This window comes from Microbacterium sp. NPDC079356 (assembly GCF_049545465.1).
Classification (GTDB): Bacteria; Actinomycetota; Actinomycetes; order Actinomycetales; family Microbacteriaceae; genus Microbacterium; species Microbacterium gawkjiense.
The window spans coordinates 28,418-46,619 of record NZ_JBMWDN010000005.1 but is presented as its reverse complement, the minus strand read 5'-3'; the positions used below and the strand labels follow the sequence as shown (position 1 = coordinate 46,619).

23 protein-coding genes and 1 riboswitch are annotated in these 18,202 nt (G+C 73.1%); of the genes, 7 read left to right on the top strand and 16 right to left on the bottom strand.

Going from position 1 to position 18,202, the window contains the following annotated elements:
* Positions 1-28 precede the first annotated feature (28 nt).
* The gene (mmuM, locus tag ACPEH0_RS11845; RefSeq protein ID WP_366214236.1) at positions 29-907 is read right to left on the bottom strand and encodes a homocysteine S-methyltransferase; all 879 of its coding nucleotides are present in this window, start codon (positions 905-907) and stop codon (positions 29-31) included.
* 55 nt (positions 908-962) lie between these two features.
* On the opposite strand from mmuM, the gene ACPEH0_RS11840 reads away from it, so the two are divergent.
* Positions 963-1,430 (top strand): GNAT family N-acetyltransferase, encoded by a 468-nt coding sequence (locus tag ACPEH0_RS11840; protein ID WP_217532464.1) that lies wholly within the window; start codon positions 963-965, stop codon positions 1,428-1,430.
* 46 nt (positions 1,431-1,476) lie between these two features.
* Complete coding sequence (locus ACPEH0_RS11835; RefSeq protein WP_366214235.1) at positions 1,477-2,325, top strand: Cof-type HAD-IIB family hydrolase; 849 nt, start codon at positions 1,477-1,479, stop codon at positions 2,323-2,325.
* 20 nt (positions 2,326-2,345) lie between these two features.
* Here ACPEH0_RS11835 and ACPEH0_RS11830 read toward each other — a convergent pair whose 3' ends face one another.
* Genes ACPEH0_RS11830 through ACPEH0_RS11820 form a run of 3 tightly spaced genes read right to left on the bottom strand, consistent with a single transcriptional unit; the run spans position 2,346 to position 4,735 of the window.
* Positions 2,346-3,176, bottom strand: a complete 831-nt coding sequence (locus tag ACPEH0_RS11830) for an SDR family oxidoreductase (RefSeq protein WP_253035260.1) — start codon at positions 3,174-3,176, stop codon at positions 2,346-2,348.
* Positions 3,177-3,191: 15 nt separating this feature from the next.
* On the bottom strand, positions 3,192-3,962 hold the full coding sequence (locus tag ACPEH0_RS11825) for an enoyl-CoA hydratase/isomerase family protein (protein WP_366214234.1): 771 nt from the start codon (positions 3,960-3,962) through the stop codon (positions 3,192-3,194).
* Positions 3,963-3,973: 11 nt separating this feature from the next.
* Positions 3,974-4,735: an SDR family NAD(P)-dependent oxidoreductase gene (locus ACPEH0_RS11820; RefSeq protein ID WP_366214233.1), complete on the bottom strand. Its 762-nt coding sequence runs from the start codon at positions 4,733-4,735 to the stop codon at positions 3,974-3,976.
* A 109-nt stretch (positions 4,736-4,844) separates the two neighbouring features.
* Here ACPEH0_RS11820 and ACPEH0_RS11815 point away from each other — a divergent pair, with 109 nt between their 5' ends.
* A complete protein-coding gene (locus ACPEH0_RS11815; protein ID WP_253035257.1) occupies positions 4,845-5,570 on the top strand; it encodes an aminoglycoside 3'-phosphotransferase in 726 nt (241 codons plus the stop codon).
* 4 nt (positions 5,571-5,574) lie between these two features.
* Here the strand turns inward: ACPEH0_RS11815 and ACPEH0_RS11810 are convergent, their stop codons facing one another.
* Positions 5,575-5,742, bottom strand: coding sequence for a hypothetical protein (locus ACPEH0_RS11810; RefSeq protein ID WP_366214231.1), 168 nt, complete (start codon positions 5,740-5,742; stop codon positions 5,575-5,577).
* A 232-nt stretch (positions 5,743-5,974) separates the two neighbouring features.
* Between ACPEH0_RS11810 and ACPEH0_RS11805 the strand changes: the two genes are divergently transcribed.
* The gene (locus ACPEH0_RS11805; protein ID WP_366214230.1) at positions 5,975-6,478 is read left to right on the top strand and encodes a GNAT family N-acetyltransferase; all 504 of its coding nucleotides are present in this window, start codon (positions 5,975-5,977) and stop codon (positions 6,476-6,478) included.
* An 8-nt stretch (positions 6,479-6,486) separates the two neighbouring features.
* Here ACPEH0_RS11805 and ACPEH0_RS11800 read toward each other — a convergent pair whose 3' ends face one another.
* From ACPEH0_RS11800 to ACPEH0_RS11790, 3 genes are all read right to left on the bottom strand, one after another.
* The gene (locus ACPEH0_RS11800) at positions 6,487-7,281 is read right to left on the bottom strand and encodes an energy-coupling factor transporter transmembrane component T family protein (protein WP_366214229.1); all 795 of its coding nucleotides are present in this window, start codon (positions 7,279-7,281) and stop codon (positions 6,487-6,489) included.
* A complete protein-coding gene (locus ACPEH0_RS11795; RefSeq protein WP_423719470.1) occupies positions 7,278-8,624 on the bottom strand; it encodes an ABC transporter ATP-binding protein in 1,347 nt (448 codons plus the stop codon). The genes ACPEH0_RS11800 and ACPEH0_RS11795 overlap by 4 nt, the downstream gene beginning before the upstream one ends.
* A gap of 113 nt (positions 8,625-8,737) precedes the next feature.
* Positions 8,738-9,376 carry an ECF transporter S component gene (locus tag ACPEH0_RS11790; protein WP_253035253.1) on the bottom strand — a complete coding sequence of 213 codons (639 nt, stop codon included), beginning with the start codon at positions 9,374-9,376 and terminating at the stop codon, positions 8,738-8,740.
* Positions 9,370-9,479: riboswitch (TPP riboswitch) on the bottom strand. It overlaps the preceding gene by 7 nt.
* A 38-nt stretch (positions 9,480-9,517) precedes the next feature.
* On the opposite strand from ACPEH0_RS11790, the gene ACPEH0_RS11785 reads away from it, so the two are divergent.
* A complete protein-coding gene (locus ACPEH0_RS11785) occupies positions 9,518-10,903 on the top strand; it encodes a D-alanyl-D-alanine carboxypeptidase family protein (RefSeq protein WP_366214228.1) in 1,386 nt (461 codons plus the stop codon).
* A gap of 3 nt (positions 10,904-10,906) precedes the next feature.
* Here ACPEH0_RS11785 and ACPEH0_RS11780 read toward each other — a convergent pair whose 3' ends face one another.
* The 8 genes from ACPEH0_RS11780 to ACPEH0_RS11745 form a co-directional block, all read right to left on the bottom strand.
* Positions 10,907-11,839, bottom strand: a complete 933-nt coding sequence (locus ACPEH0_RS11780; RefSeq protein WP_366214227.1) for a J domain-containing protein — start codon at positions 11,837-11,839, stop codon at positions 10,907-10,909.
* Position 11,840: 1 nt separating this feature from the next.
* Positions 11,841-12,902 (bottom strand): enoyl-CoA hydratase/isomerase family protein, encoded by a 1,062-nt coding sequence (locus ACPEH0_RS11775; RefSeq protein WP_366214226.1) that lies wholly within the window; start codon positions 12,900-12,902, stop codon positions 11,841-11,843.
* A gap of 44 nt (positions 12,903-12,946) precedes the next feature.
* Positions 12,947-13,423 (bottom strand): hypothetical protein, encoded by a 477-nt coding sequence (locus ACPEH0_RS11770; protein WP_366214225.1) that lies wholly within the window; start codon positions 13,421-13,423, stop codon positions 12,947-12,949.
* A gap of 72 nt (positions 13,424-13,495) precedes the next feature.
* A complete protein-coding gene (locus tag ACPEH0_RS11765) occupies positions 13,496-14,323 on the bottom strand; it encodes a uroporphyrinogen-III synthase (protein ID WP_366214223.1) in 828 nt (275 codons plus the stop codon).
* Between the two features lie 185 nt (positions 14,324-14,508).
* Positions 14,509-14,775, bottom strand: a complete 267-nt coding sequence (locus ACPEH0_RS11760) for a hypothetical protein (RefSeq protein ID WP_064003416.1) — start codon at positions 14,773-14,775, stop codon at positions 14,509-14,511.
* Positions 14,765-15,175, bottom strand: a complete 411-nt coding sequence (locus ACPEH0_RS11755) for a phage holin family protein (protein WP_366214222.1) — start codon at positions 15,173-15,175, stop codon at positions 14,765-14,767. The genes ACPEH0_RS11760 and ACPEH0_RS11755 overlap by 11 nt, the downstream gene beginning before the upstream one ends.
* Positions 15,172-15,588, bottom strand: a complete 417-nt coding sequence (locus ACPEH0_RS11750; protein ID WP_064003418.1) for a hypothetical protein — start codon at positions 15,586-15,588, stop codon at positions 15,172-15,174. The genes ACPEH0_RS11755 and ACPEH0_RS11750 overlap by 4 nt, the downstream gene beginning before the upstream one ends.
* Before the next feature lie 88 nt (positions 15,589-15,676).
* A complete protein-coding gene (locus tag ACPEH0_RS11745; RefSeq protein WP_217532434.1) occupies positions 15,677-17,092 on the bottom strand; it encodes a protoporphyrinogen/coproporphyrinogen oxidase in 1,416 nt (471 codons plus the stop codon).
* 51 nt (positions 17,093-17,143) lie between these two features.
* Between ACPEH0_RS11745 and ACPEH0_RS11740 the strand changes: the two genes are divergently transcribed.
* Both ACPEH0_RS11740 and ACPEH0_RS11735 read left to right on the top strand, forming a co-directional pair.
* Positions 17,144-17,719, top strand: a complete 576-nt coding sequence (locus tag ACPEH0_RS11740) for an HhH-GPD-type base excision DNA repair protein (RefSeq protein ID WP_217532432.1) — start codon at positions 17,144-17,146, stop codon at positions 17,717-17,719.
* Positions 17,720-17,722: 3 nt separating this feature from the next.
* Positions 17,723-18,148: a DUF1801 domain-containing protein gene (locus ACPEH0_RS11735; RefSeq protein ID WP_366214221.1), complete on the top strand. Its 426-nt coding sequence runs from the start codon at positions 17,723-17,725 to the stop codon at positions 18,146-18,148.
* Positions 18,149-18,202 lie beyond the last annotated feature (54 nt).

Sequence of the window (18,202 nt, the reverse complement as noted above, 5' to 3'; positions counted from 1 at the left end):
GGGGCGGGCTGGACGGATGCCGGGCGGCTCAGTCCTTCAGTCGGCGGGCGAGGCCGGCGATGTCCTCGGGAGTCGTGCGGCAGCATCCGCCGATCAGCCGTGCCCCCGCCTCCACCCAGGCGTCGACGTCGGCGAAGGTGGCCGTCGCGTGGCCGTGCCACGAGCGCGAGGCGGCGTCCCAGACCTCGCCGCTGTTCGGGTAGACGACGGCGGGCGTCGTCGGCGGCATCCGGTCCAGCACGCGGGTCAGTGCGGCCGGCGGGCAGCAGTTCGCTCCGACGGCGACGGCCCCGGGCGCAGCCGCGGCGGCCGCCAGCGCAGCGGCGAGCGCGTCGTCGCCGTCGAAGGCCGTGCTCGCGCCCGACAGCGAGATCCACGCCGGGATCCCCACGCCCTCGAGCGCGGCCGCCAGCGCCTCGGCCTCGGCGGGCGATGCGATCGTCTCGACGGCGAGGAGGTCAGGCCCCGCCTCCGCGAGCGCGAGCAGTCGACGGCGGTGCCACGCGGTCAGCTCGGCCACCGACAGACCGTACGCACCGGTGTACTCGCTGCCGTCCGCGCGCACGGCACCGAAGGGACCGACGGATGCCGCGACCCACGCCCGGCCGTCCGACGCCTCGCGGGCGAGGCGAACCGAGGTGGTCAGCAGCGCATCGACCTCGGCGGCTTCCCGCCCCGCCGCGGCGAGGTTGTCGTACCCGAGCTGGTAGGAGGCCGTCGTGACGACGTCGGCGCCGGCCTCGACGAACGCGGCGTGCACGTCGCGCACGTCACCGGGCGCGTCGATGAGCACGCCCGCCGACCAGAGCACTCCGCTGAGATCGTGGCCGCGGGCCTCGAGCATCGTCCCGAGCCCACCGTCGAGGACGAGCGGACGGGTGGCGATCGCGGCGGCGACATCGGGCATGCGGTCACTCTAAGCCGCCGGCCGCGGGCCGCCGAAGGCGGATTACGCTGAACGGATGAGCACCGCCCGCATCCGTCCCATCACCGTCGACGACGCGGGCGAGGTGCTCACCCTGCAGCGGGCCGCCTTCGTGCAGGAGGCGCTCATCTACGACGCCGTCGACATGCCGCCGCTCACGCAGACGCTCGACGAGGTCCGCGCCGAACTCGAGGACAACCTCGGATGCGTCGCCCTCGACGGCGAGCGCATGGTGGGCTGCGTGCGCGCCCGCGTCGACGGCGACCTGCTCCTCATCGGCCGCATCGCGATCGCACCCGATCAGCAGGGCTCGGGGCTCGGGACCGCGCTGCTGTCGGCGGTCGAGGAGCGGGGCCGTGAGGCCGGCGCGACGACGGCCGAACTCTTCACGGGGTCGCTCAGCGAGGCGAACATCCGCCTGTATGAACGCGAGGGGTACGAGGAGAGCGAGCGCGTCCCCGGCGACGACGGCACCGAGCAGGTCTTCCTGCGCAAGCAGCTCTGACCCGCCCGCGCACCGAGCGTTCATCCGCGTCCGGGAGAATGGACGGATGACGCGCATCGCTTTTCTGGACGTGGACGGAACCATCCTCGAGCACGGAACGGCCGTCGCCGACTCGACGATCACCGCGATCCGGACGGCACGCGAGAACGGCCACCTCGTCTACCTCTGCACGGGACGCGCCGCCGGCGACATCCACCCCAAGGTCCGCGAGATCGGCTACGACGGCGCGATTACCAACGGCGGCGCCTACGCGGTGCGCGGCGACGAGCTGCTGTTCGCCGACCCGATGCCGCGCGAGGACACCGACCGCCTGATCGCCTACTTCGAGGCGGAGGACATCGACTACTTCCTGCAGTCGAACGAGGCCGTCTACGCGAGCGACGGGGTCGGTGCGATGCTCGACGAGTACTTCGCCGAGCGCCGGAAGCGTCACCTCGAGGACGCCCGCCGGCTCGGACAGACCGATGCCGTCGACCCGAAGCCGATCGTCACCTACCGTCCCGTCGGCGAGGCGGACCTGGACGCCATCGCGAAGACCACGTTCATCAGCAAGCGCTCCGACAGCGTCGACAAGGCCCAGGCCGACCTCGGCGAGCGCTTCCACGTCATCCCCGGCAGCATCCCCCTCCCCGGCGGGTCCAACGGGGAGATCGGACTGGCGGGGACGAACAAGGGTTCGGCGATCGTGCGCGTGCTCGACATCCTCGGCCTCGACGCCGCCGACGCGATCGGCATCGGCGACAGCTGGAACGACGCCGAGATGTTCGACGTCGTCGGCTCCCCCGTCGCCATGGGCAACGCCGATCCCGCCCTCAAGGAGCGGGCGGGCAACGTCACGACCGACGTGCTCGACGACGGTGTGTGGAACGCGTTCGTGAAGCTCGGCCTGGTCTGACGCGCGGGCGCGCTCCGACCTCAGTCGAGGAAGATGTCGGGGAACAGCTCGGCGTCGGGTGTCCCCGGCGTCGCGGCGTAGCGCGAGAAGTCGGTGACACCGGCATCCCTCAGAACGTCCTCGACGATGAGAGTCTGCCCGGTGTACTCACGCGCCGGCTTGCAGAGCACCTCGTACGCCGCGTCGGCGTAGACCTCGGGCGTGCGGCTGACCTTCATCATCCGGTCGCCGCCGAGGGCGAACTGCACCGCGGCCGTGGCGATCGTCGTCTGCGGCCAGAGGGTGTTGGCGGCGACGCCGTCCTTCGCGAACTCGGCGGCCATGCCGAGCGTCGCCATCGTCATGCCGTACTTCGCGAGCGTGTAGCCGGTGTGCGCGCCGAGCCATTTCGGCGACAGGTTGAGGGGCGGCGACAGCGAGAGGATGTGGGGGTTCGCGGCATCCTTCAGGATCGGCAGCGCCGTGCGCGACAGCATGAAGGTGCCGCGCACGTTGACGTCCTGCATGAGGTCGTACTTCTTCGCGGCCAGTTCGAGCGAGCCCGACAGGTCGATGACCGACGCGTTGTTGACGACGATGTCGATGCCGCCGAACTCGCCCTGCGTCTTCATGACGGCCTCGGTGATGTCGCCGTCGTCGCGGACGTCGCCGACGATCGGCAGCGCACGACCCCCCGCCGCGCGGATCTGCTCCGCCGCCGAGTGCACCGTGCCCTCGAGCTTGGGATGCGGGGTGTCGGTCTTGGCGAGCAGCGCGATGTTCGCGCCGTCCCGCGCGGCGCGCAGCGCGATCGCGAGGCCGATGCCGCGGCTGCCGCCCGACATGAGGATGGTCTTTCCGGCGAGGGTCATGGGTTCTCCAGTGGGTCAGGAACGGCGCGAACGGGATGCCGCGGCGAACGCGGCGATCCGCGTCGCCGCATCGGGGGTGTCGAACGAAGCACCGATCGTGCGGGCCTCGTCGTCGAGGTTGTCGGCGAACGGGCGCGCGGCGCCGGTGCGGACGAGGCGCTTCGCCTGCCCGAACGCCCCGGTCGCGCCGTCGAGCCAGGCCCGCGCGATCTCGTCGGCACGCTCCCCGGGCTGGTCGACGACCTCGGCGATGAGCCCCCACTCGTGCGCAGTCGGCGCGTCGATCGTCGTGTCGGTGAGCAGCATCTGCAGCGCGCGGCGCTGTCCGACCGCCGCCGGCAGCAGCGTCGAGACTCCCAGATCAGGGGTGAGCCCGATGTTCGCGTACTTGCTGACGAACACGGCTCGCGGCGACGCGACGATGTAGTCCGCAGTCAGCATGAGACCGAGGCCGCCGCCGGCGACCGCGCCCTGCACCGCGGCGACCATCGGGATCGACGACTCGACGAACGTCCGGATGCCGTCGTGAATCACCCCGGCCATCTCGGTGATCGTGTCGCCGCTGCCACCGGAGGTCGCCATCTGCACGACGTCGCCGCCGGCGCAGAACGCCGGGCCCGCGGCATCCAACACGATCGCGCCGACCGTGTCGTCGCGCGTCAGCTCGTGCGCGAGGTCGCGCCAGCGCGTGCCCATCTCGAAGTCCATCGCGTTGAGGGACGCCGGGCGGTTGAAGGTCAGCCGGGCGAGGGCGCCCTCGCGGCGCAGCAGGATCGAATCGCTCATCGGGTCTCCACTCACTTCGGGGCCATGCGGATCGAACCGTCGAGACGGATCGTCTCGCCGTTGAGATAGCCGTTCTCGACGATGTGCTGAACGAGCGCGGCGTACTCGTCGGGCTTGCCGAGCCGCGCCGGGTAGGGCACCTGCTGGCCGAGCGACTCCTGCGCCGCCTCGGGGAGCCCCGCGAGCATCGGGGTCTCCATGATCCCGGGCGCGATCGTGCAGACGCGGATCGCCGAGCGCGCCAGTTCGCGCGCGATCGGCAGCGTCATCGCGTGCACACCGCCCTTGCTGGCCGCGTACGCGGGCTGCCCGATCTGACCGTCGAAGGCCGCGACCGACGCGGTGTTCACGATGACGCCGCGGTCCCCGGATGCCGTCGGTTCGGTCGCCGCCATCGCCGCCGCCGCGTGGGCGATGACGGTGTAGGTGCCGATCAGGTTGATGCGGATGATCCGTTCGAAGTCGGCGATCGGGCTCGGCGAACCGTCGCGGGTGAGGACCTTCGCGGGCGGCGCGATCCCGGCGCAGTTGACGGCGACGCGCAGCGGGGCGACGGCGGATGCCGCGGCCACGGCCGCCTGCACCTGCGCGGCATCCGTCACATCGGCGGCGGCGAAGGTCCCGCCGAGCTCCGCGGCGACGTTGGACCCGGATGAGGTCGGCAGGTCGACGATGACGACGTGCGCACCCTGCGCGGCGAGGCGGCGGGCCGTGGCGAGACCGAGTCCGCTGGCCCCGCCGGTGACGAGGGCGGATGCTGCGGCGATGTCCATGCGCTCTCCTTCGAACGGGATCGGGTTCCACCTTACGCGCGACTGGGTGCCACGGCAGCAGGATGCCTCCAGGCTAGCCGTCCCCGAAGGTGGGCGACAGGATGGAGGGATGTCCGTCCCCCTCGCCGACGCGCCCGTCCCCCCGATCGTGCGCCGCCTCGCGCGCGGTGCGGCACTCCTGCCGGTGTGGGAGAACAAGCTCGGCGGGCAGACGTTCCGCACCGACGACGACCGGTTCATCAAGGTCGGTCCGGTCCATCTCGAGACCTCGATGGCGGATGAGGCGGAGCGGATGGCCTGGGCAGCTCCCTACGTGCGCGTGCCGACGGTGATCGAGCAGGGCGACGACGGCGAAACGGAGTGGCTCGTGACCCGCGCCCTCACCGGCCTCTCGGCGGTCGATCCGGCGTGGGTCGCGCGGCCCGAGACGGCGGTCAGGGCGATCGGCGAGGGCCTGCGCGCCCTGCACGAGAGCCTGCCGGCGGCATCCTGTCCCTTCGACTGGACCGTGCCGGCGCGCGTCGCGAACGCCGCGGCGCGCGGGGTGATCGTCCCCGACGAGCTGCGCGAGGCGCCGCCGATCGACCAGCTCGTGGTCTGCCACGGCGACGCCTGCGCGCCGAACACGCTGATCGGGGACGACGGCCGATGGAGCGGGCACGTCGACCTCGGCCAGCTGGGCCTCGGCGACCGGTGGGGCGACATCGCCGTCGCCGCGATGAGCACCGGCTGGAACTACGGCCCCGGGTGGGACGGCGTGCTCCTCGAGGCCTACGGCGTCGCGCCCGACGAGGAGCGCCTCGCCTACTACCGCGACCTCTGGAACGCGACCTGACCCGTCAGCGCACCGCGCCGTCGAAGAGCGCCGCCGCCGCGAGATAGCCCGCCACGACGACGGATGCCGAGACGATCGGCACCCACGCGAGGTCGCGCCCCGTGCGCCAGGCGACGATCGCGGCGACCGCGGTGAGGACGAGGCTGGTGAGGATCGCGCCGCCGAAGAGCATGCCCGCGGCATCCGCCGCCCCCCCAGTCGCACGACGGAGAGCAGTGCCCGCCGGCGAGGACGCCGCGCAGGAACCACAGCACCCCGGTGACCACGATCGCGACCGCCTGCAGCACCGCGACCGCGAGGACGCCGCCGGCACCGCTCCGCCGCAGGCGCGGAGGAACGGCGGGGGCGGACATACCGCGGACGCTACCAGCCGCGACACCCCCGCGGGCGCTTAGGCTCGACCGGTGAGCGAACGGACGAGCACCGGGTCCCGCATCCTCGAGGTCGCGTGGGCCGACCCGCGCGCGACCGCGCTCCGCGATGAGTTGGATGCCGACCTCGGCGCCCGCTACGACGGGTTCCATGGCGACGAGCCCGCCGAGCGGAAGGCCGCGCGCTCCCGCGCCCTCGCGATGCACCCCGACGAGATCGTCGCGACCCTGATCGCGGTGGATGCCGACGGCACACCGACCGGCCACGTCATCCTCCGTCGCCTCGGCGAGGAGTGGGAGATCAAGCGCCTCGTCGTCACCGAGGCGGCGCGGGGCCGCGGCATCGCGCGAACCCTCATGGGCGCCGCGCTCGACCGGGCACGCGCGGGCGGTGCCGATCGGGTCATCCTGCAGACCGGCATCCCGCAGCCCGAATCGGTCGCCCTCTACGAGTCGCTCGGATTCACCCGCATCCCGGTGTACGAGCCGTACGCCGAGACGATGCCCCGTTCGATCTGCTTCGCCTACGTGTTCTGACCCGCGACTCACATCCAGACGACGCGGAACGAGCCGACGGCCACGGCGACCGAGATCGCCACGGCCACGATCGCCAGCGCACCGACCACGGCGACCGCGTCCCGGCGGGACAGCCGCGACGTGCGGGCCCAGGTGCGTTCGACGGGCGCGCCGAACCCGCGCGCCTCCATCGCGGTCGCGAGGCGCGTGCCGCGACGCACCGCGAAGACGAGGAGCACGAACGCCATCGAGAAGAACCGGCGCACGGCGTTCCGGTCCCCCACGCCGCGCGCCCGCCGCGCGAGGCGCATGGCCCGCCAGTCGTCGACGACCAGCCCGAGCGTGCGCGTCCCGGCCAGCACCCCGAGCACGAGTCGCGCGGGCAGCCGCACGATCTGAGCGAGCGCCGCGGCGAGCTCGATCGGGTCGACGCGGCTGAACAGCAGGACCGTCGGAAGCGCGAGCGCGATGACCCGCACCCCGACCGCCACCGCGAACCCGATCGACGCGTCGCTGATCGTCGCGTACCAGAACGAGGCGTACACGCGCCCGCCCGGCTCGGCGTACAGCAGCATGCTCAGCCCGGCGACCGGCATCAGCACGAGCACGGGCGCCATCCGTCGCAGCGTCGCCCCGAACCCGATCCCGGTCAGCGGGATGCACAGCACCATCAGCACGACGGCGACACCAGCGCTGACCGCGTCGATCGTCGTCAGCAGCGGGATGGCCAGGACGAAGGCGAGCAGGATGCGGACCGCCGGGTTGACCCCGTCGAGCCACGCGTCCCGCCTCGCGGTCCCGGTGTCGGCCGCCGCGAGGATCATGACGCCACCGCCGCGAGCTCGATGTGCCGTCCGCCGAGCAGCCGCACCGCATCCTCGTCGTGCGTCACCGCGACGACCGCGCGCCCGTCGGCGACCTGCGCCTGCAGCAGCGAGACGATGCCGGCCCAGCCGCGACGGTCCTGCCCGAACGTCGGCTCGTCGAGGACGATGACCTCGGGCGATGTGGCGAGGACGGTGGCCACCGACAGCCGCCGCTTCTGACCGCCCGACAGCGTGAACGGATTGGCGCGCGCGAGCGCGGTGAGCCCGAGCTCGTCGAGCAGCCGGTCCACGACGGCGTCGATCTCGCGGGGCGGGCGCCGGAGGGCGCGCGGTCCGACCTCGAGCTCTGCACGCACCGTCGAGGCGAGGAACTGGTGCTCGGGGTCCTGGAACACGGTGCCGATCCGGGTGAGGAGCTCGCGCGAACTCCAGCGGGAGGGCCGCGCTCCCCGACGCCCCGCGGGCACGGTGCCCGCCTCGACGGTCCCGGCGAACTCCGGCAGGAGCCCCGCGACGGTCAGCGCGAGGGTCGACTTGCCGACGCCGTTGGGTCCGGTGATGACGGATGCCGCCCCCGCCGCCACCTCGAGGTCCAGTCCCTCGCGCACCGGCGTCCGCCCGTCCCGTGAGACGGCCAGCCCCCTCGCCCGGAGGGCGGCGGGGACGTCCGCCGTCACGGCCGGCAGCGCGGGCAGGTCGACGGGGTGACCCGGCAGCCAGACCCCGGCCGCGAGCAGGGTCGCCGCGTGACGGGTGAACACTTCGGCGGGTGTTCCGTCCGCGAGCAGACCCCCTTCGGCGTCGAGAACCACGACCCGCGTCATGAGGTCGACCCACACGTCCGTCCGGTGCTCGATCACGACGAGGGTGGCGCCCGTGGCCTCCACCGCCCGTCCGACCGCGGCGCGCACCTCGCGGACCCCGACGGGGTCGAGGTTGGCGGTCGGCTCGTCGAGCAGCAGCAGACCCGCGTCCATCGCGAGGGCGCCCGCGATCGCGAGGCGCTGCTTCTGGCCGCCCGAGAGCCGCGTGGTCTCGCGGTCGAGCGGGACGTCGAGCCCGACGGCGTCGAGCGCGGCGCGCACCCGCGCCGGGATGCGTTCGGGCGGGACGCCGAGGTTCTCGCAACCGAATGCCACGTCGTCGCCGACGCGGGAGAGCACGACCCCGGCGTCGGGATCCTGCAGCACGAGGCCGACACGGCCGCGCTGCGTGCCCGGATCGGCGCCGTCGATCGTCATCCGACCCGACGCCTCGCCGTCCTCGTCACCGCCGAGCAGCCCCGCCATCCCCGCGAGGAGCGTCGACTTGCCCGCGCCCGATGCACCGAGCAGGAGCACCCGCTCGCCGGGGGCGATGTCGAGGTCGACGTCCGCGACGGCCGGTCGGCGACGGCCCGCGTAGCGCCACCCCCAGCCGCGTGCGCGGAGTCCGGCCGGGCGGGACCCGGTGGTCAGACCTCGTCCGCCTGTTCTCGACCCGCGGCGAACCGGCTGAGGGCACCGGTCTTTGCGAGAGCCCGGACGAGCAGCCAACCCACGACGCCGGCGAGCACGACGCCCGAGACGATGATCGTGCCGAGGTAGATGAGGTTGAACTCGAGCGTCTTCAGGATGTTCGGGGTCGAGCCGAAGAACAGTTCGAAGATCCACGCGGCGACGCCCGCGCCGACGCCGGCGAGCGCGGCCACACCGATGCCGAAGCGGCGGTAGAGGAACACCGCGAAGATGAGCTCGGCGCCGAGGCCCTGGACGAGGCCCGACAGCAGCGTCGACGGGCCCCAGATGTTGCCGATCGTGGCCGAGACGGCCGCGGCGACGACCTCGACGAGCAGCGCGGCACCGGGCTTCCGGATCACGAGACCGCCAATGACACCGCCGATGAGCCAGATGCCGACAGCGAAGCCGCCGAGGCCGGGGGTCGCGGCATCCATCACCTCGAACCAGCCGTAACCGACGCCGTTCCAGAACCAGAACAGCAGGCCCACCGCGACACCGAGGACGGCGGCGACGACGATGTCGACGACCCGCCAACGCGAGCGGTTCGGCGACGTGGTGGTCCGGGTCTCGGACGTGGACGCGACAGCGTGCATTTCTCTCTCCTCCCTGCGCCGGCATGATCCGGATCAGGTTCGACGGTCGAAGCGTGGATCGCTTCCTCTCAGCCCGGCTCACCGGACTCCCGTGGTTGTGCGTCGAGTATAGCCACAGGGAGAGCGCGCTACCGTTGTCCGGTGACCGTGGACGACGCCGATTCCCGCACGCGCCGACGCCGGCGCGGTGCGACGCCTGCCTCCCCTGCCGCCGATCACCGTGCGCTCGGGTGGGTCGACGAGGAGGGGCGTCCGGTGAGCGCCTCCCAGGCTCAGCCCGCGACCTTCGAACTGCTGCCGCCCGAGCGTCGGCGGCGCGGCATCCCGCTCGCCGTCCTCGGCATTCCGGCCCTCGCCGTCCTGGCGGTCGTGACGGCCTACACGAGCGCCATGCTGCTCTGGCCCTTGAACAACGTGACGCCCTCGGCGACGACGACCGACGCCGCCGCCCTGACGGGGGCGGCGAGTGCGATCGCGTGGCCCGCCGAGGGCGAATCCGCCGTCGGCATCACCGGGTTCGCTCCCGCGGCCTCGTCCGAGACGCCGGCGCAGATGGCGAGCACGACCAAGCTGGTGACCGCCCTCGTCATCCTCGACCAGGCGCCCCTCGCCGCCGGCGAGCAGGGTCCCGAGTACGCGTTCACGTACGCCGACCGCCTGGAGTACTGGGACTACGTCGGGCAGAACCAGTCGGCGCTCAACGTCCCCGACGACGGCTCGCTGACCGAGTACCAGATGCTTCAGGGCATGCTCATCGCCTCGGCCAGCAACTACGCCGACCGTCTCGCGACCGACGCGTTCGGCTCCGTCGAGGAGTACGTCACCGCCGCGAATGCGTGGCTCGCCGAGAACGGGCTCGACGGCATCACGGTGACGGATGCCTCCGGCTATGACCGCGGCAACGTCGCCACCCCGGCGGCCATGGTCGCCCTCGCCGAGAAGGCGCTCGCCAACCCCGTAATCGCCGAGATCGTCGCCACGGAGACCGCGGAGCTGCCCGGCGCGGGCGAGTTCGAGAACACCAACGCCCTGCTCGGCACCGACGGCGTCGTGGGTCTGAAGACCGGCAGCTACGCGGGCTACTACAACCTCGTCGCCGCGCGGACGGTCGACCTCGGCGGCGGCCCCACGGCGCTGTTCGCCTCCGTCGCCGGCGCGCCGACGGACGGCGCCCGCGTCGACGATACCGAAGCCCTGCTCGACGCCGTCGCGCAGGAGGCGTCCGTCACCTCCACCCTCCCCGCCGGCACGGTGGTCGCCGAGGTCACCACGGCCTGGGGCGCGAAGACCACGCTCGTCACCGACGAGGACGCCGAGCTGCACCTGTGGAACGGTGCGACGGCGACGGCCGAGGCATCCTTCGACATCGAGGCGGATGCCGCGGCCGGAGCGGATGCGGGCACGCTCGTCCTCTCGGGGCCGGCCGACCAGGTCGAGGTGCCGGTGAGCGTGAAGACCGCGATCTCCGGCCCCGACCCGTGGTGGCGCCTCACGCACCCGATGCAGCTCATGGGCGGCCGCGACTGAGACTCAGGCGAAGCGGACGGTCTGCTGCAGTCGCGTCCGCACGTCGAAGAGCTCGTTGCCGCCGATGTCGCGCGCACCGCTGACGCCGCGGCGGAGGACCGTCGCGAGGGCGCTGCGGGCGACGACGGCGACGGGCAGACCCTTCACCTTGCCGAGTTCCTCCACCGCCGTCGCGACGTCGTCGTCGGGGAGGACGACGAGCGCGGCGCTGAACCGCACCTTCGCCGCACGGCCGAGCGCGCGCGCCGCGAGCACGAGCTGCGCGACGGGAGCGCCGACGACCGCGTCGCCCTCGAGCTCACCGCGGCGGGTGCGCACCGGCGCGCCGAAGTCCTCCGACAGCACGGCGTAGAGGCCGCTCGGCCCCAGCACGACGTGGTCGAGCTTCACGTCCGGGTTCCGCGCATCGGCCGCCACGTCGTGCCACACGGTGTACCCCATACCGAGCTCGGCGACGATCCGCGCCGTCGCCTCCTCGGCGAGCGCATCCGCGAGCAGGCGGCGCACCTCGTGCGGCGCGCTGCGGACGAGGGCGGGATCGTACGGGTCGGCGAGGTCCACCCCGCGACCCGCCCACTCACGGATCAGGTCGAGGTACCGCTCGCGACGCCAGCCGCCGGGCTGCCCGAACGAGCGGGCGCGCGGCCGGGTGTCGGCCTGCCGGGCAGGGGGCCGCCACATCGGGGCCGACGGATCCGGGCCGTACGAGGCGGTCTCACCGAAGCCGTGGCCGCGGTCGTACGCCGCGCGGGCCTCGGCGGTCCCCACGAGCTCCCACGCGCGCTGCACCTGCACGAACTGCGCGGCGTCGCCGCCGGTGTCGGGATGCGTCTGCCGCAGACGCAACCGGTAGGCCTTGCGCAGGTCGTCGTCGCTCGCGTCGGCGGCCACGCCGAGGACCTCGTACGCCGACGCGGAGAGGGGGCTGTCGAACACGTCAGCTCCAGAGGGGGACGCTCGGGCGGAACGAGAGCGCGGTGTCGGCGGTCTCGGCGGGGACCTCGTGCAGGCGGGCCGGCTGCCAGCGCGGCGCTCGGTCCTTGTCGACGAGTTGCGCGCGGATCCCCTCGACGAGGTCGGGCTGGGTGCGGCCGAACCATTCCACGAGCGCGTACTCCTGCGCCAGGGCCGCGCGCAGGTCCGGCAGCCCGCGTGCCGAGCGCACGGCGGCGAGGGTGACGGTCAGCGCGGTCGGAGCCTGGGTCTCGAGCAGGTCCGCCGTGGCCGCGGCATCCGCTTCGGGGCGGTCGCGAAGGCGGGCGATGATCTCGGCGACCGTGTCGGCGGCGAACGCGTCGTCGATCCACGCGCGCGAGGCGGCGAGACGACCGGGTTCGGGGGTCTCGTCGAACAGCATCGCGATCTCGGTCGGTGTGTCGGGGTCGGCCCGCGTGACGAGGGCGTGCCGCACGTCGCCGAGGCGGTCGGCGGGCACGAAGTGGTCGGCGAATCCGGCGTGGATCGCGTCGGCGGCATCCATCGTCCCGCCCGTCAGGGCGAGGTACTCGCCGACCCGTCCGGGCGCGCGGCCGAGCAGCCACGACCCGCCCACGTCGGGGGTGAAGCCGATGCGGGTCTCGGGCATCGCGAGTCGGGAGCGCTCGGTGACCAGGCGCACCGAGGCGTGCCCCGCCAGGCCGATGCCGCCGCCCATCGTCACGCCGTCGGCGAAGACGACGACCTGCTTCGGGTACTCCGCGATCCTCGCGTTCAGCGCGTACTCGTCGCGGAAGAACGCCATCGCCGCCTCGGCCTCGCCCGCCAGGATCTGCTCGCGGAGCGCGCGCACGTCCCCGCCAGCGCAGAAGCCCCGCTCGCCCGCGCCGTCGAGCAGGATCAGGCGGATGTCGGGGTGATGCTCCCACGCGTCGAGCGCGTCGGCGATGCCGCGGATCATGCCGTGGTCGACGGCGTTGATCGCCTCGGGCCGGTTCAGCGTGATGCGTCCGACGCTCCCCTCCGCACGGACGAGCAGACGGGATGCCGCGGGTTCACTCACCCGGGCAACGTTACCGGCCGGATCCTCGGTGCCGGCCGAGCGCGTCAGGCCTGCGCGGGTCGTACCGCCCGGCGACGCGGCGCCCGCACGGGTCCGTCCGCCGCGGCATCCGGTCGCTGCACCGGGATCTCCGTCGTCACGAGCTCGACGACATCCACGGGCTCGTCGTCGGCTTCGAGGCGCAGGGCCTGGACGAGGGCGAGCCCGTGTCGCGTGGTGATGACGAGGCGCTGGAACTCGGGGTCGCCGTCGAGGTCGATCACGACCGAGGGGCGCCGCCGCCGCACGAGCACGAAATCGTCGCCGCCGGCGGAGCGCCACCGCCCCATCGCGACGGTCCGCGGGATGACGGTGCCGGGGGTCGGCACCCCGCGCAGCCACGTCCACGGGTCGTCGACGAGCTGCACCTTCGCGATGTGGGTGCGCTCGACGCGGACGGCGTCCTTGCGGAACGACAGCGCACGCTCGGTGGCCGAGAGCGCGACCTCCAGTCGCGACGAGTCGAGCAGCAGCGTCACCATGGGATCAGTCTGCCAAACGCGTCCCGTACGACGGATGCCGCATCCGCAACGATCCGGTCTCGGCCATCCGCCTCAGCCCTGGATGCGGGGGAACGAACCGGTCGGCGGGGCGAACTCGTCGATTGCGTGCGGCAACGGGAACTGGGCCACGGCGGCGATGAGCCCGGCGACCGTCTGCTCCTTCGCGATCACGCTGACCCCCAGCCCGGCGCGGCGGGCGTCCTTCGCCGTGCGGGGACCGATCGCGGCGATCACAGTGCCCGCCGGGATCTCGGGGAACTGCTCGTGGACCTGTTCGGCGACGGAGCCACTGGTGACGAGGATCGCGTTGATGCGCCCGGAACGGACGTCGGTGGCCACCTTCTCGGTGACCGGCACCCCGACGGTGCGGTACGCCACGACACTGCGGACGTCGTGCCCCGCCTCGACGAGCAGCCGCGTCAGGACCGGCTTGGCCAGTTCGCTGCGGAGCGTCAGCACCCGCATGGGCTCCGGCTCGAGGGCGATGAGCTGCGCCGCCATCCCCGCAGCCGAGTTGTCGTCGTCGGGGACCAGGTCGACGCGGTAGCCGACGGCGCCGAGCGCCGCGGCGGTCGTCTCACCCACAGCGGCGACGCGGGTGGTGGGAGGGATCACCGCACGGTAGGCGTGGAGGACGTCGACGGTCGTCGAACTCGTGAGGGTCACCCAGTCGAAGGCGCCCGACGCGAGGTCGCGGAGCGCCGACTCGAGGTCGGTCGGGTCCGCGGACGGGGCGAAGTTGATGAGCGGCGCGATCACCGGCGTCGCCCCCTGCGCGCGCAGCGCCGCGGCGACGCTGTCTCCCCAGGGACCCCCGCGCGGGACGAGCACCCGCCAGCCCTTGAGGGGCTTCGGTGCTGCCGCAGCAGGTGTGTTCATGGTTCGACTCTCGTGTCGGCGGTGGCCGCCCCTGAGCGAGACGGCCGACGCTCAGCGGAGGGATGCGCGCAGATGCGCACGTTCGGGACCCTGTCGTCGGCAGCATCTGCACCATCGCCGCTGCCTGCTCCGAGCATACCCCCGGTCGTCAGCGACGTCGCGGCGACGGGGTCCGGCCGCACCGATCAGCGCGTGTACAGCCGGACGGCTCCCCAGACGACGAGCCCGATGGCGGCCGCGACACCGACCGCGGCGACGACGGCACCCGAGGGGTTGCGGTCCGCGAACTCGCGGGCCGAGACCTGGGCGCGCCGCGTGGCGCGGGCGGCCCGCTTGGGGACGTTCGCCTTCTCCTCGATCGCGGCGAGCGCGGCCTTCAGCTCGGCGCGCGCGCGCTCGACGGGGTCCGTGATGCCGAGCGGAACGGCGGTGCGGGGCAGGTCAGAACTCATCGGCCACTTCCTTCACGATTCGGGCGTCGGTCGACAGGGCCTTCGCGGGGTTCTCACGGTTCTTCATGCGCTTGATCCGCAGCATCCCGAGGATCCCGAAGATCACCACGAGCAGCAGACCGAGCACGACGAGGATGAGCGCCGCCAGCCAGGGCGCCATCCACGAGGACAGACCGATGACCGTGAAGGCACCGATCGCCGGGAGGGTCCAGAACAAGACGAACAGCGCCAGGACGAACCAGAGGCCGACGACGCCGGCATCCTTCCCGGTCCGCGTCGCCCAGGCCTTCGCCGCGTTGATCTCGGCGACGATGAGGTTCTTGACGAGCTCGGGGAGCTCGCCGACGAGACCGAGGAGGTTGTCGTCACCCCGGTCGCGGAATCCGCGAGGCGTGCTCATGAGGCGGACGAAGACTTCTTGGTGCCGGTGCCGGAGGAACGCTTCGCGGTACCCGAGCCGGTCGACCGCTTGGCGGAGCTCGACACGGCGTCGGCAGTCGTCTCGGCGGCATCCTTCACGTCGTCCGCGGCGTCCTTCGACGCGTCGAGGGCGGCGTCGAGTTTGTCTCCCGCGGTGCCCTTCGTGGTGGCGGCGCGGGTGATCTTCACCGCGCTGCTCCACAGCACGCTCGGCAGGGCGAAGGCCGCCGACTTGCCGAACTCGCCGACCTTGTCGACCTGCTTCTGGACGGCGGGGGTGTTGTAGACCCGCAGGTATGCGTCCTTGATCTGCTCGTAGCGCTGGCGGCCCGCACGGGCCCCGAGCACGTAGCCGGCGGTGAGCCCGACGACGATTCCGATCTTGCCCTTCATGGCGATTCCTCACGTTCGAAGCGATGTGATGCCGAGGACCCAGCGTAACGGCGCATTCCGTTCGCGGCATCCACCCTTGACAGGCGGCTCAGGTGGAGGCAGCCTGCCCGCCCGCGTGCCACAGCAGGCCGGATCGGATGCGCTCCGCTTCGTCCTTCGCATCGGCGACGACGCGCGTGAGGCCGGTGCCGTCGACCCACGCGCCGACGACGCCGAGCCGCTCGTCCTGCCGGACGGCGCGGCGCACCTCGTCCCGCGCGGGTGACAGGGCGGAGGACGGCAGCGACCGCGACCAGCGGGCGCGGTGCGTCCCGCGCACGGTGCCCAGGTCGACGCCGAGCAGCTCGGCGGCGGCGGCCGTGGACGCGGCGATCGCGTCGCCGTCGGCCAGGTCGCTCGCCGGTGTCGTCACCCGGACGATGTGCGGCTCGCCCGCGCGGTGCGGCCAGGTCGCCGTCGCGTGCACGACCGCGATCGCCGCCGCGGCGCCGGGAGCCGCGTAGACGGCGTGACCGCGCGGGCGGGCGTCGAGGGCGGGGGCATCGAGGACGAGCGTCACGACGTCGACGTCGTCGGGCGAGAGGACGGCTCCGTCGAGGCCGGGCAGGTAGGGCGCGAGCAGTCGCCGCGCGGGCCCCTCCGGGGCCGCGACGATGACCGCGTCGACGTCGAGGGTCTGCTCCTCGTCCTCCGCCGTCCACGTCACGGTCCAGCCGTCGTCGGTGCGCCGCAGCCCGGTGGCCGCGGTTCCGGTGCGGACGTCGACCTCGAGGTCGGCGAGGCGCTGCGCAACGGCGTCGACGAAGACCGACATGCCGCCCTCGATCGTGGCGCGCGAGGGGCCGGCGTCGCCGTCGGGCAGCTGCTGCGCGACGGCGCCCGAGAGCGAACCGGTGCGCGTGAGCGCGGCGTTGAGGCCGCGGGCGGCCCGGTCGACGTCGACCTCCTCGGGAGGGACGCCGTGGATGCCGAAGGTCAGCGGCGCGACCATCCGCTCGAGGACCCGCGGACCCATCCGGCTCTCGACGAGGGCCCCGAGGCTGCGCTGGGCGCCGATCGTCAGCGGCGGCCGCAGCCGGTCGACATAGGCCCGCCAGGTGCCCGACCATCCGATGATCCGGCGCACGCGGGCGTCGAAGGGGTTGGCCGGGATGCCGAGGATCGACGCATCCGGCAGCGGTGCGACCCCGTGAGGGCCGGCGACCCAGGTCTCGGCCTCGCGCGCCGGCACGACCGCGCCGCCGAGGCCGAGGTCGTCGAGGAGCTCCTGCAGGGCACCCGGGGCGACCCGGAAGCCGTCGGCGGCGACATCGACCCGCCGGCCGTCGAGCTCGGCGGACGCGACGATGCCGCCCAGTCGTTCCCCCGCCTCGAACAGGGTCACCCGGATGCCGAGCTTGGCGCACTCGAGCGCTGCGACGAGCCCGGCGACACCGCCTCCGACGACGGCGACGCGCGCACGTCGCGCCTGCGAGATGAGATCGGGGGCGGCCGCGGCATCCATGGTGTCCATCCTCCCCCACCCCGCGCGAGCCGAGAGTGGGAACATGGACGCATGGCCCTCCACATCACCGGCGACGAGGCCGCCGACGCGCTCCTCACCGACGAACCGCTCGCCCTCCTGATCGGCATGCTGCTCGACCAGCAGATCGCGATGGAGACGGCCTTCGCCGGGCCGCTGAAGATCCGCGATCGCACGGGCGGGCTCGACGCCGCCGGCATCGCCGCCGCAGACCCCGAGGAGTTCGCCGCCGCGTTCGGTCAGACCCCGGCCGTGCACCGCTTCCCCGGGTCGATGGCCGGTCGCGTGCAGGCGCTGTGCCAGGCACTCGTCGACGAGTGGGGCGGGGATGCCGCCGCGCTGTGGACCGAAGGCGACCCGGACGGCGCGACCGTGCTGAAGCGACTCAAGGCGCTGCCGGGTTTCGGTGACCAGAAGGCGCGGATCTTCCTCGCGCTCCTCGGCAAGCAGTACGGCTTCACGGGAGCCGGCTGGCGCGAGGCCGCCGGCGCCTACGGGGAGGAGGGCTCGTTCCGCTCCGTCGCCGACATCGTCTCGCCGGAGTCGCTCGCGAAGGTCCGCGAGCACAAGCGCGCCGCCAAAGCCGCCGCCAAAGCCGCGAAGGGCTGACCCGTGGAGCGCACGGGGCGCGACGTCGGCGAGTTCGTCGCGCAGGTCACGCCCGCGACGCGCCGCTCGGATGCCGAGACCCTCGTCGCGCTGCTGCGGGAGCTCACCGGGCGCGAGCCGCAGATGTGGACCGGGTCGATCATCGGCTTCGGCGCCTGCCGTTACCGCTACGCGACCGGCACCACGGGCGAGATGCCGCTGCTCGGCTTCTCGCCCCGCAAGGCCGCCACGACGATCTACCTCGACCGGACCGACGCGCACACCGAGGCGCTCGCGAGGCTCGGGCCGCATACGACGGGCGCCGGCTGCCTCTACGTGAAGGACCTCGCGGCGGTCGACGAGGGCGTGCTGCGCGGCATCCTCTCCGACACCCTGCGCCAGGTCGTCGACGACGAGCTGCCGGGCGCGACGATCACCGTCCTCGACTGACAGGCCCTTCGCGGGACGGAACGCATTTCAGCCCTTCCGCGCAGAGGAGCGCGA